The organism is Acinetobacter sp. SM1B, assembly GCF_003289665.1.
In the GTDB taxonomy this organism is placed as follows: Bacteria; Pseudomonadota; Gammaproteobacteria; order Pseudomonadales; family Moraxellaceae; genus Acinetobacter; species Acinetobacter schindleri.
Genome location: NZ_QMBM01000001.1, coordinates 1,113,455 through 1,125,793, shown reverse-complemented (window position 1 = coordinate 1,125,793; position 12,339 = coordinate 1,113,455). Strand labels below are relative to the sequence as shown.

General features: G+C 42.1%; 8 protein-coding genes and 1 pseudogene. 8 read left to right on the top strand and 1 reads right to left on the bottom strand.

The genetic code is table 11. The features are described 5' to 3' along the window. The first annotated feature begins 219 nt into the window (after positions 1-219). The 3 genes from fis (at position 220) to purD (ending at position 3,584) form a co-directional block, all read left to right on the top strand. Positions 220-489, top strand: coding sequence for a DNA-binding transcriptional regulator Fis (fis, locus tag C8322_RS05315; protein WP_001086304.1), 270 nt, complete (start codon positions 220-222; stop codon positions 487-489). A 94-nt stretch (positions 490-583) separates the two neighbouring features. Then, positions 584-2,158 (top strand): bifunctional phosphoribosylaminoimidazolecarboxamide formyltransferase/IMP cyclohydrolase, encoded by a 1,575-nt coding sequence (gene purH, locus C8322_RS05310; RefSeq protein ID WP_004812624.1) that lies wholly within the window; start codon positions 584-586, stop codon positions 2,156-2,158. Between the two features lie 142 nt (positions 2,159-2,300). Next, a complete protein-coding gene (gene purD / locus C8322_RS05305; protein WP_004812622.1) occupies positions 2,301-3,584 on the top strand; it encodes a phosphoribosylamine--glycine ligase in 1,284 nt (427 codons plus the stop codon). A gap of 43 nt (positions 3,585-3,627) precedes the next feature. On the opposite strand, the gene C8322_RS05300 is transcribed toward purD, so the two are convergent. Then, the gene (locus C8322_RS05300; protein WP_004812621.1) at positions 3,628-4,275 is read right to left on the bottom strand and encodes a hypothetical protein; all 648 of its coding nucleotides are present in this window, start codon (positions 4,273-4,275) and stop codon (positions 3,628-3,630) included. 80 nt (positions 4,276-4,355) lie between these two features. Between C8322_RS05300 and C8322_RS05295 the strand changes: the two are divergent. The 5 genes and pseudogenes from C8322_RS05295 to dnaE all read left to right on the top strand — a co-directional run bounded on the left by C8322_RS05295 (position 4,356) and on the right by dnaE (position 12,316). Further along, positions 4,356-4,909 (top strand): annotated as a pseudogene (locus C8322_RS05295) (GNAT family N-acetyltransferase). A gap of 589 nt (positions 4,910-5,498) precedes the next feature. Continuing rightward, positions 5,499-6,374, top strand: coding sequence for a MetQ/NlpA family ABC transporter substrate-binding protein (locus tag C8322_RS05290; protein ID WP_004812617.1), 876 nt, complete (start codon positions 5,499-5,501; stop codon positions 6,372-6,374). Between the two features lie 76 nt (positions 6,375-6,450). Next, positions 6,451-7,476, top strand: a complete 1,026-nt coding sequence (locus C8322_RS05285; RefSeq protein WP_004812616.1) for a methionine ABC transporter ATP-binding protein — start codon at positions 6,451-6,453, stop codon at positions 7,474-7,476. Beyond that, positions 7,473-8,168: a methionine ABC transporter permease gene (locus tag C8322_RS05280; RefSeq protein ID WP_004812614.1), complete on the top strand. Its 696-nt coding sequence runs from the start codon at positions 7,473-7,475 to the stop codon at positions 8,166-8,168. The genes C8322_RS05285 and C8322_RS05280 overlap by 4 nt, the downstream gene beginning before the upstream one ends. Positions 8,169-8,743: 575 nt before the next feature. Beyond that, the gene (gene dnaE, locus C8322_RS05275) at positions 8,744-12,316 is read left to right on the top strand and encodes a DNA polymerase III subunit alpha (RefSeq protein WP_004812611.1); all 3,573 of its coding nucleotides are present in this window, start codon (positions 8,744-8,746) and stop codon (positions 12,314-12,316) included. Positions 12,317-12,339 lie beyond the last annotated feature (23 nt).

Here is a 12,339-nt window from a genome sequence, read left to right as displayed (position 1 = left end):
AGATTTTTTTGTTTGATTTTTGGTCGGTAACAAAAATTTAACAATTGTTACGCTTATATTTCGACCAACTGGCTGAGATGTGTCAAGCTACATGCTCAATGTAATGACCATGTTTTAGAGCTTCTGTTTTAGGATCTAAAACAGAAGCTCATTTAATTTATAGACCACTTTTATATATCACTTTACCCAAGTGGTATTTGATTTTTCGGATTAATTCGCATGAATAGCAAATCTCCTATTTTTACTGCACAATCTGATGTCGCTCTTCGTATTCACGTAGATCGCGCAGTTCGCCACTATTTTGCACAACTGCAAGGCGAGCAACCTTCTCAGGTGTATGACATGGTGCTGGCAGAAATGGAGAAGCCTCTTCTATCTGTAGTTCTAGAATATACGCGTGGTAACCAGACCCGCGCTGCTGAAATTCTCGGCTTAAACCGCGGTACTTTGCGTAAAAAGTTAAAAGCACACGGTTTAATGAGTGAATAAATGATAAAATGCTTGCGTTAATCGCAGGCATTTTTTTTGACTGTAAATTAGCTATTTAGATTTAATCTGTTCCTTGGTAACTGTGACGAAGATCATGACTATTAAACGCGCTTTAATCTCTGTTTCCGACAAAACCGGTATTGTCGAATTTGCACAAAACCTTGCTGCTCTAGGGGTAGAAATTTTATCTACTGGCGGTACATATAAATTGTTGAAAGACAATAATATCGCTGTAGTTGAAGTTTCAGAGCACACTGGTTTCCCAGAGATGATGGACGGCCGTGTTAAAACACTACATCCAAAAATTCATGGCGGCATTCTGGCCCGTCGTGGTCTAGACGAAGCAGTGATGGCTGAACACAACATCGATGCGATCGATCTTGTTGTTGTTAACCTGTATCCATTTGCTGCGACTGTAGCAAAACCAAACTGTTCACTGGCCGATGCGATCGAAAATATCGACATCGGTGGTCCAACTATGGTTCGTGCTGCTGCAAAAAACCATGCTTCTGTCGGTATCGTAGTGAATGCATCTGATTACGCAACGGTAATTGCTGAGCTTAAAGCTGAGGGTGCTTTATCATATGCAACCCGTTTTGACCTGGCAGTGAAAGCATTTGAACATACTGCGCAATACGATGGTATGATCGCATCTTACTTAGGCGCTCGCGTAGGTGTCGAGGAAGGTCAGGCTGACAAATTCGCGCGTACTTTCAATACACAATTGAACAAAGCTCAAGACTTACGTTACGGTGAAAATCCGCATCAGTCTGCTGCATTCTATGTAGATCCAGCTGCAACTGAAGCTTCTGTTTCAACTGCAAAACAGTTACAAGGTAAAGAACTCTCTTATAACAACATTGCGGACACAGACGCTGCACTTGAATGTGTTAAATCATTTGCGAAGCCTGCTTGTGTGATCGTTAAACATGCCAACCCATGTGGCGTTGCAGTATCTTTAGACGGTATCAAAACTGCTTATGACTTGGCTTATGCAACTGACCCTGAATCTGCATTCGGTGGCATTATTGCATTCAACCGTGAATTAGATGTTGAAACTGCGCAAGCAATTGTTGACCGTCAATTTGTTGAAGTAATCATCGCTCCTAGCGTTGCTGAAGGCGTGCTTGAAGTCACTGGTGCGAAGAAGAATGTACGCGTACTCGTATGTGGCGAACTTCCGAAGATTGACGAACGTGCTGCACAACTTGACTACAAACGCGTAAACGGCGGTTTGTTAGTTCAAGATCAAGACTTAGGCATGATTACGAAAGATGATCTTAAAGTTGTGACTAAACGCGCACCAACTGAACAAGAAATTGACGACATGATCTTTGCCTGGAAAGTAGCGAAATACGTGAAGTCTAATGCAATTGTTTATGCGAAAAACCGTCAAACCATCGGTGTGGGGGCAGGTCAAATGAGCCGCGTGAACTCGGCTCGTATTGCAGCAATTAAAGCAGAACATGCAGGTTTAGTGGTTGAAGGTGCAGTAATGGCATCTGATGCATTCTTCCCATTCCGCGATGGTATTGATAACGCTGCAAAAGCAGGTATCAAATGCATTATTCAGCCGGGTGGTTCTATGCGTGACGAAGAAACGATTGCAGCAGCTGACGAAGCTGGTATTGCAATGGTGTTCACTGGCATGCGTCATTTCCGCCACTAAGTTGTAAAATTTAAAAATAAGCCCTCCTTTCTATAAGGGGGGTTTATTATGTCTGTATTGATTTGCATCTTGCGTTAAGATGTTAATGATTTTTAAGCCGAATTAGGCTTTGGGAATTTCATTTTCGAGGATTATTCTAAAGATGAACATTTTAGTTTTGGGTAGTGGCGGTCGTGAGCATGCATTAGCGTGGAAAATCGCACAAGACGATCAAGTTACAAAAGTTTTTGTAGCGCCAGGTAATGCAGGTACTGCAACTGAAAATAAATGTGAAAATGTCGCTTTAGACATTCTCGACAACCCTGCGATTATTGATTTTGCCAAAAACAATGCAGTTGAACTGATTATTGTCGGCCCTGAAGCACCGCTTGTAAATGGTGTGGTTGATGCTTGTCGTGAAGCGGGTGTAAAAATTTGGGGTCCAACGCAATTTGCTGCACAACTGGAAGGCTCTAAAGCATTTGCGAAGCACTTCTTAAAACGCCATAACATTCCAACGGCTTTCTATGACGTGTTCACGGAAGTTGATGCAGCGAAAGCATTTGTTGAGAAAAATGGTGCGCCAATCGTGATCAAGGCGGATGGGCTTGCTGCAGGTAAAGGCGTGATCGTTGCAATGACCAATCAAGAAGCATTCGATGCCATTGATGACATGTTGGCTGGCAACAAATTTGGTGATGCAGGTTCTCGTGTTGTGATTGAGGAATTCCTTGCAGGTGAAGAAGCATCTTTCATTTGTATGATTGATGGTGACAACATCTTGCCGATGGCCACTTCACAAGACCACAAGCGTATTTTTGAAGGCGACCAAGGTCCAAACACTGGCGGTATGGGTGCTTACTCTCCTGCTCCTGTTGTAACTTCAGACGTTTTTGAAAAAGCAATGAATGAAGTGATGCGTCCAACTGTTGAAGGCATGAAGAAAGACGGTCATGTATATACAGGTTTCTTATACGCTGGTTTGATGATTGATGAACAAGGTCAACCTAAAGTGATCGAGTTTAACTGTCGTTTTGGTGACCCTGAAACTCAGCCAATCATGATGCGTTTAAAATCATCATTAGTTGATTTGGTTCAAGCAGGTATCGAAGGTAATCTTCCTACGGAAGCTGAATGGGATGAACGTAAAACTGTCGGTATCGTGCTTGCATCTCGTGGCTACCCTGAAACGTCTAGTAATGGCGATGTGATTTCAGGTTTAGACACTGAAATGGCAGATGCGAAAGTCTTCCATGCAGGTACAAAAGCGCTTGAGAATGGTGACATCGTCACTGCTGGTGGTCGTGTTCTTTGTGTGACTGCATTAGGTAATACCATTGGTGAAGCTCAAGCCAAAGCATTAGAGCTGTGCCAAAAAGTAACGTTTGACGGCGTTCAATACCGTAAAGATATTGGTTACCGCGCAATTGCACGTGAAAATGCTTAATTCATTTAAGCATTAAAAAAACCCCGCTGAGTGCGGGTTTTTTTTATTTTGCAATTAGATAATCTTTAGCTAACTGTTCATAGTTTTCTTTCTTTTTAAGAAGTTCATGGTAGTAATCATACAGATATGGAAATTTCTCGTTATAAGCCCTAATATCGACTTGAATTTTTTTATTTTTCATATCTAAAACATAGATAATTTCATCGTGCAGTTTATTCAAAATTTTATACAAATCATTAAATTCTTTCGATTTCTCTTCCTCTAATACCCTCAGCGCAACCTTATGAAACTTCCCTAAAGTTTTCACAAAAATCGTATGCTCATCCATAATAAATTTATATAAATCCACAGGTATATTTTTTTCATTATATGGATAAAAATAGCTCTTAGTTTCATTTATGTAAATTAACCAATATATTTGACCTATTGCCCTAAATGCCTCATCTAGATATTCCAATGCATCAATCATTAAATCTCTTTTAACAATGAAATTGTTTTGTTCTTTCCATGCATTAAGTAAAACAAAAGCTGATAACGGTGCAAAAATTCCTGCCGACCAACCAAACATGGTAGCTATTGCTGTACCCTTATCAACTGCTAATGGATAGATTAAAAAATAGGTTATAAGTGTCATGATAACAATAATAACTAGATAACCTATGGTTAAGTCTTTTATGATCTTAGTCTTCATTCGTACAATTGTTATAATTAGGAATTGAATTAATTTTAAATCAATTACTTAAATAGAGAAACCACAACTTTAAAAGTAATATGTGTAAAATATCGACCCCTCGCCTGATCCTCCGCCAATGGCAGACTCCGACACTGCCCCATTTATCCAGATGTGCACAGACGATGAAGTCATGCGTTATTTTCTTAAAAAATTCGATGCTTCCGAAGCCACTGCATTTATGCAACGCTTAAAAGATGCCATCGAAACACGTGGTTGGAGTTTATATGCAGTAGAGCTTAAAAGCTCTGGCGAATTCATTGGATTTATTGGTCTGAATGTTCATCCACCTGAATTGGAAATTGCCGATGCCCCTGAAATTGGCTGGCGCTTGTTACCGCAATACTGGAATCAAGGCTATGCAACTGAAGGTGCAAAAGCTGTACTGAAATATGCCTTTAGAACCCTGCGTCTAGAGAAAGTCATTTCTTTTACTGCTCGCATCAACACACCATCAGAACGTGTCATGCAAAATATTGGCTTAGAAAAAGTAGGAGAATTTGACCATCCGCTTGTATCTTCCGATCATATCTTGTGTAGACACGTACTCTATGAAAAACAGCGTTCGGATTATCTGCATATCCCCTTCTGTTAAAACATGCTTGCAGTATCATGAACTAAGAAAACCAAGATCAGATTCTGCCTCGCTTGATTGACATGAAGGAAAGATTTATGTCGTTAAGATAGAGTTTTCTTAATTTTCCAAAAATCAGATATTTTTCTTATATTTATCTATATGCATTTTTATGCTTAATATCGGCAAAAATATTATAAAGATCATCTTTTCATCGAAATGAATATTCAACTTATTTAAAGTAAAAATAATATATTGTAATTACTAATATTTTTATGAATTAGCTATTCACTTAATCAGATAAGCAATCATTGTTTATTCACTATATTGAATAAACAATGATTGGTATGATTGCGCCGATCCAGAGCATCATTTACGACTATATCTTTAAATAATCTCTATTTACTTTCTCCAAATAGAAAAAGTATATAGCGTTTGGTGAACTCTAAACCGATCAAACTAACGTGAACTATTGCAGTACATTTGCATTTTCCCTGCCGGAGCCACATGCGACATCGATCTAGAGTCAGATGAAAGTGTAATAAAACTCCACTTTAACATGACCTTAAAATGCATATACTTTAGGCAACACGAGAATTAGGATATCTTTATGAAAAAGCTACTTGGCGTTTTACTCAGTGCATCTGTATTGACTTTAACTGCATGCGGAAAACAAGAAGCCCCTGCAACGGATGCAGCACAAAACAAAGATTCAGGTGAACTGCAAACAGTGACTATGGCTTCTACAGGTTCAGATGCTGATATCTGGCGCTACATTGCCACTTTACCTGAAACTGAGCAAGCTGGCATTAAGCTGGATGTAAAAAACTTCACTGACTATGTGTCGATGAACACTGCTGTTGCCAATAAAGAAATTGATGTTAACGCATTCCAGTCTTATGCCTATATGGTGGCTTATAACGACGCTAATACACAAAAGATTGCTCCACTTTCTACGACTTATCTTGAGCCAATGGGGATTTACTCAAGCAAAGTAAAAAAAGTAGAAAACTTTAAAACTGGCGCTACGATTGCCATTCCAAATGACGGCGCAAATGAATCACGTGCACTGTTATTATTGCAATCTGCGGGTCTGGTAAAACTTAAACCAAACTTTGATCTGGTTAAAGGTACGCCTGCTGACATCACTGAAAATGCGAAACAGATCGTGATCAAGCCGATTCAAATGGCAACAGCGGTACGTGTGAAAGACGAAGTCGATGCGATTGTTTTAGGTAATACCCTGGCAATGGAAGGTGGTCTGAACGTATTGAAAGATGCGATCTACTATGAGGCCATCGATCAAAGCACTAAAATGAACGTGAACGTTTTAGCCGTTGCAGCCGATCGTCAAAATGATCCTGTACTTCAAAAAGTTGGCCAGTTGTATCATACTCCTGCTGTGAAAGCCTATGTTGATGAACACTTTGGCGGTACAAAGGTTGCGGTAAACAAACCTGTGACGTATTTAACTGAATCAAAATAGTACTATAATAGACTTTTAGAACAGGCAAGGACGATTTCTTGCCTGTTTTTTTATCCGTGATGCAGTTTTTGACACTATGATTGAATTTAAAGATATTTCAAAACAGTATGAGCTTAAGGGTCAAACCTTGCATGCCTTGAATCAGATTAATCTTCAGATTCCAACCGGCAGTATTTTTGGCATCATCGGTTATAGTGGTGCCGGTAAAAGCACCCTCATCCGTCTGATCAACCTGCTTGAGCGCCCAAGCTCAGGCCGGATTATCATTAACGGAACAGACTTTACCGCACTCGATGCCAAAGCATTGCGTCAAGAACGTGCCAGCATCGGCATGATTTTTCAGCATTTCAATTTAATGCAAGCTAAAACTGTGGCGGCCAATATCGAAATGCCAATGAAACTCCTCGGCTGGAGCAAGGCAGAACGGGAAAAGCGCCTCGAAGAATTATTAGACTTTATTGACCTGAAACATAAACGCCATGCGTTTCCAGATGAATTGTCTGGCGGTCAAAAGCAGCGTGTCGGTATTGCCCGTGCCCTTGCCAATCATCCAAAAATTTTACTCTGTGATGAAGCGACTTCTGCACTTGATCCACAAACCACCAAATCTGTTCTACAGCTACTTAAAAAAATTAACGAAGAACAAGGCATTACGATTGTGATGGTCACCCATGAAATGGATGTAATTGAAACTGTGTGTGATTATGTTGCCGTGATGGAAAAAGGTGACGTGATTGAAACTGGCTCTACCTTACAGATTTTCAGTCAGCCTCAGCATCCGACCACGAAAAACTTTATCCAGACGGTGCTCCAGCAAAACCTGCCCGTAAATATTCTGACGAATCTGGAAAATCAGAATCATCACAGTATTTATTGTTTAAAGTTCCTGGGTAGCTCAGCGCAGGAAACTGTGATTCAGGGCGTTATCAAACAGTTTGATATCAGTTTGAATATCCTGTTTGCCAATATGACTGAAATTAATGGTTCGGTGATTGGACAGATGTTTATCCAGCTTCTCGGTGATCCCGCGCAAATTACAGCTGCAATACAATATCTCCGAGATAACGGCGTACAGGTAGATCAGGCAGGAGTACAGGAATGAGAGACTTAATTGTACAGTGGCTTACTACGATCACTGCGCCTTTCTGGAAAAGCTCGCTGTCGATGGACCAGTTCGTGACTGCACTGCAAGAAACTTTCCATATGGTGTTCTTCGCGATGCTGTTTGGTTGTATCTGGGGTTTTATTCAGGCGATTACTCTATTAGTTACTCGTCCAAATGGAATTTTGCCAAACCGTGTGATTTATCATGGTCTAAATCCGATTGTAAATGCACTGCGTTCCCTGCCATTTATTATCTTGCTGATTGCTGTTATTCCACTGACTAAATTTCTGGTTGGAACATCAATTGGTACTTGGGCAGCGATTGTGCCTTTGACCATTTATGTGGGGCCTTATATCGGCCGCTTGGTGGAAACCTCTCTGCTTGAAGTAAATGAAGGCATTATCGAATCTGCCCAAGCCATGGGTGCAACACCAATGCAAATTATTTTCAAGTTTATTCTGCCGGAAGCGCGTAGTTCGCTGATTCTGAATCTTACGACTGCCACCATCAGTCTGATTGGAGCTACCGCGATGGCAGGTGCTGTCGGTGCTGGCGGTATTGGTGATCTGGCGATTTCTTATGGTTATCAGCGTTTTGATACCTCAGTGGTGATCATGACTGTCATTGTATTATTGATTCTGGTACAGATTGTACAGAGTGTGGGTGACTGGTTATCACGGCTTCGTTAAGTTGATTCTCCGAATAACTAAAGCCCTCTTTTTGAGGGTTTTATTTTCTACCCATAAAATATCTGCATCTTAAACATCGAAGCGAACACATGGATGCTGCCGTTGATCTGTCTTACACAAGCTTTAAAGCAATGCTTAAAGCTTGATCAGGAAGTGCCATCAGATCAACAAAGGGGTTTTGTTACTTTTGGCCCGTCACTAGTAAGACATAACTACTCAAAATTTAAATTAAAGTAAAAATAATGAAGTTCTAATTTTCAAATAACTTCAGGAATAAGCTTACTGACACTTGAAATTTTTCTTTTACTTTTGAAAGATGAATAGCACTCCTATGCAAGGTAAAAAACCTTCTGTTGGCTTGATGATACTTCCCTGTATCACAAGCCAACGGCAACATCCATGTCGCCTAATACAAATTCAATTTAGGGAGAATAGTTCTATCCCAATACAGTGATGAACATAGCCTTAAGTCAATTCTCAATTACAATCTAAAAGTTCAGCATTTCCCCTCAATTTCAAACTGAAACAATAAATCCCGTGCTAAACTATCGAGTGGTTTTTGCAGGGACTCATTTATGCACTTTGTTCATCTTGGTATTCATACAGAATTTTCGATTACTGAATCCATCGTACGGATACCGGACCTGGTCAAAGCTGCCGCAAATGACGAGATGCCAGCACTCGCGCTAACCGATTTATCTAATCTCCATGCTGCGGTCAAATTCTATAAAAAATGCCTAGATAAAGGCATCAAGCCAATTCTCGGTTCTGAAATTCGCCTGAATGATGCCGAGCATCGTGTCACCCTGCTTTCCATGACCAATAAAGGCTGGCGCAACCTGACCGAACTGGTCTCTGAAGGTTTTATTAGCGGCCAACAACTGGATATTCCTTGTGTACAAAAAGATTGGATTTTAAAGCAGCACGATGACATGATCGTATTGCTGGGTATGCAATCTGATGTCGGCAAAATGCTGATTACTTCAAATCCCGATAAGGCTGAACCTTTACTACAAGAATGGGTAGAGAAATTTGGTAATCGCGTATATTTAGCGCTTACTCGTACCAGTCGTCCTAATGAAGACCTTTTCATTGAAGAGGCGGTCAAACTCGCCAAAAAATATAATATCGGTGTAGTCGCACATAATGACGTGCACTTTCTTGCACGTGAAGACTTTGAAGCACACGAAGCACGTGTCTGTATCGCCGATGGTTATGTACTTGGTGATAATCGCCGTCCTAAAACCTATAGTCCTGAACAGTATTTTAAAAGTTCAGCAGAAATGTCAGAGCTTTTCTCGGATATTCCAACCGCGATTGAAAATACGTTTCATATCGCAAGACGCTGCAATGTCACCTTGCGTTTAGGCTTTAATGACCTGCCAGACTATCCGATTCCGGAAGGTCATACCATAGGCAGTTATTTTACCCATTTATGTGAAGTCGGTCTGGAAGAACGCCTAGATTTTCTGTATCCCCCTGAACAACGTGGTGAGGACTGGCCGGAAATCCGTCAGCCTTATGATGAACGTCTGGCCTTTGAAATCAAGATTATTCTGGACATGGGCTTCCCGGGTTACTTCCTGATCGTAATGGACTTCATTCAGTGGTCCAAAGGGAATGGTGTGCCGGTAGGTCCGGGCCGTGGTTCAGGTGCCGGTTCTCTTGTAGCCTACAGTTTAAAAATTACTGACCTTGATCCACTGCGTTATGACCTGCTATTCGAACGTTTCTTAAACCCGGAACGTGTTTCGATGCCTGACTTTGACGTCGATTTCTGTATCGCTGGTCGTGACCGCGTAATTGATTATGTAGCGCGTACTTATGGCCGAGAAGCAGTTTCCCAGATTGCGACCTTCGGTACCATGGCGGCCAAAGGGGCAATTCGTGACGTGGCACGTGTCCTCGGTAAATCCTATGGTCTGGCTGATCGCATTTCCAAACTGATTCCCACCAAACCTTTGGGTTTAAGCCTGGAAGAGTCTCTGGAAGCCGAGCCACAACTGAAAGACGTCGTTACCAATCCCTCCAATCCGGATTATGACGATGCTTCTGAAATCTGGGAAATGGCGCTCAAGCTTGAAGGTATTACCCGGAATACCGGTAAACATGCCGGTGGTGTAGTAATTGCACCAACCAAGCTGACAGACTACTCAGCTGTGATGTGTGATGCTGATGGTACTGCGCGTGTTGCCCAATTCGATAAGGACGATGTTGAAGCAGCCGGCCTGGTGAAGTTCGACTTCCTGGGTTTGCGTAACCTGACCGTAATTGAAGATGCGGTTAAGAATATCAATAAACGAATTCAGAGCGATAAACCGCTGGATATTGCTTATATCCCGCTAGATGACAAAGATGCCTATCTGGTCTTTGCTGAAGCCAATACCACGGCAGTGTTCCAGTTTGAATCCGTGGGCATGAAAAAGATGCTGAAAGAAGCTCGCCCAAGCAAATTTGAAGAGATTATCGCTTTCGTATCGTTGTACCGTCCGGGTCCAATGGACCTGATTCCTGACTTTATCCATCGTATGCACGGCGGTGAGTTTGAATATCTGCATCCCCTGCTTGAAGGCGTATTAGAGCCAACTTACGGGATTATGGTCTATCAGGAACAGGTAATGCAGGCTGCACAGTTCTGTGCCGGCTATACCCTCGGTGGCGCGGACTTGCTGCGTCGTGCCATGGGTAAGAAAAAGCCTGAGGAAATGGTCAAGCAGCGTAAAATCTTCATTGAAGGTGCTGCGAAAAAAGATATTGATGAAGCCACGGCTAACCATATCTTCGACTATATGGAAAAGTTTGCCGGCTATGGTTTTAACAAATCGCATGCGGCAGCTTATGCTCTTGTTGCTTACCAGACGGCGTGGCTGAAAGCCCATTATCCGGCTGAGTTCCTGGCAGCGGTGATGTCTTCGGAAATGCAGAATACAGATAACGTGGTATTCCTGATTGATGACTGCCGCAAGAATAATCTGGAAGTATTACCACCATCCGTCAATATGTCGATCTACCAGTTCCATGCTACTGATGAAAAAACCATTGTCTATGGCCTAGGAGCGATTAAAGGCGTTGGTGAAGCGGCTATGCAGTCGGTAATTGAATCCCGTCAGAAAGAAGGTCCCTATAAAGACCTGTTTGACTTCTGCCATCGTATTGACCTGAAAAAAATCAATAAACGGACTTTGGAAGCCTTGATTCGTGCCGGTGCTTTGGATTGCTTGGGCATCGAGCGTGCTGACCTGATGGCACAACTCCCTGAAGCGGTACAGGCTGCGGATCAGGCTCGCCAAAACCGTGAAACTGGTATTATGGATCTGTTTGGTGAAGTTGAAGAAGTTCAACGCAAACCTTCTAAGCCAGTCAAACCGTGGTCCGATGAAGTCCGCCTTAAAGGCGAAAAAGATACGCTTGGTCTATATCTGACTGGTCACCCGATTGATGTTTACCGTAATGAGCTGAAAGCTTTTGTACCGTGTCAGATCAATGAACTGACCCCAACCCGCCGTGGTGTGACGACAGTATTTGCAGGTCTGGTAGTGGATGTAGCCAACTTCCCGAACCGGATGATGGTGACGCTGGATGATGGTACGGCACGGATTGAAGTATCCACCAATCATGAACGTTTTAACCGCTTTAAAGACATCGTTCAGGTGGATCAAGTGGTGGTAATTGAAGGCGAAATTTATGAGCGCGAAGGTTTTGACCGTCCAATGGGTCGTCTGACTAAAGCCTTTAGCCTGAACGAAATCCGCCAGAAACGAGCCAATAGCATCAAGATTACTCTGCAAGCGGAACATTACAGTAAAACCCTCAGCCGTGATCTGCAACAGATTCTCATGCCATATACCAATGTGGATATGAGTACGCATATTCCAGTCATTCTTTATCTGGATTATGACTATGCAACGACTGAGCTGCATCTGGGCCTGAACTGGAAAGTTGCTCCGCTGGATGAGCTGCTGGTCAAATTACGGGACTACTTTGGTAAAGCTGCCTTGCATATTGAATATCAGGTTAAATCTAAAGCTGCCCGTGCGGTATCTTATGAAGAGGCCAAGCCGGTTGAAGTGCCGCCTCCCCCTGCAGATATGAGTATGGATGATGCCCTGGCGCAATATGAAGCCGAGTCTCAGCCGCAATATTCATAAATTCTGACCTTTAAAATATTTAT

What these genes read in the sequence shown, in the direction of transcription:
- fis (WP_001086304.1), top strand. Translation starts at nt 220, where the DNA reads ATGAATAGCAAATCTCCTATTTTTACTGCACAATCTGATGTCGCTCTT.
- purH (WP_004812624.1), top strand. Translation starts at nt 584, where the DNA reads ATGACTATTAAACGCGCTTTAATCTCTGTTTCCGACAAAACCGGTATT.
- purD (WP_004812622.1), top strand. Translation starts at nt 2,301, where the DNA reads ATGAACATTTTAGTTTTGGGTAGTGGCGGTCGTGAGCATGCATTAGCG.
- C8322_RS05300 (WP_004812621.1), bottom strand. Translation starts at nt 4,275, where the DNA reads ATGAAGACTAAGATCATAAAAGACTTAACCATAGGTTATCTAGTTATT.
- C8322_RS05290 (WP_004812617.1), top strand. Translation starts at nt 5,499, where the DNA reads ATGAAAAAGCTACTTGGCGTTTTACTCAGTGCATCTGTATTGACTTTA.
- C8322_RS05285 (WP_004812616.1), top strand. Translation starts at nt 6,451, where the DNA reads ATGATTGAATTTAAAGATATTTCAAAACAGTATGAGCTTAAGGGTCAA.
- C8322_RS05280 (WP_004812614.1), top strand. Translation starts at nt 7,473, where the DNA reads ATGAGAGACTTAATTGTACAGTGGCTTACTACGATCACTGCGCCTTTC.
- dnaE (WP_004812611.1), top strand. Translation starts at nt 8,744, where the DNA reads ATGCACTTTGTTCATCTTGGTATTCATACAGAATTTTCGATTACTGAA.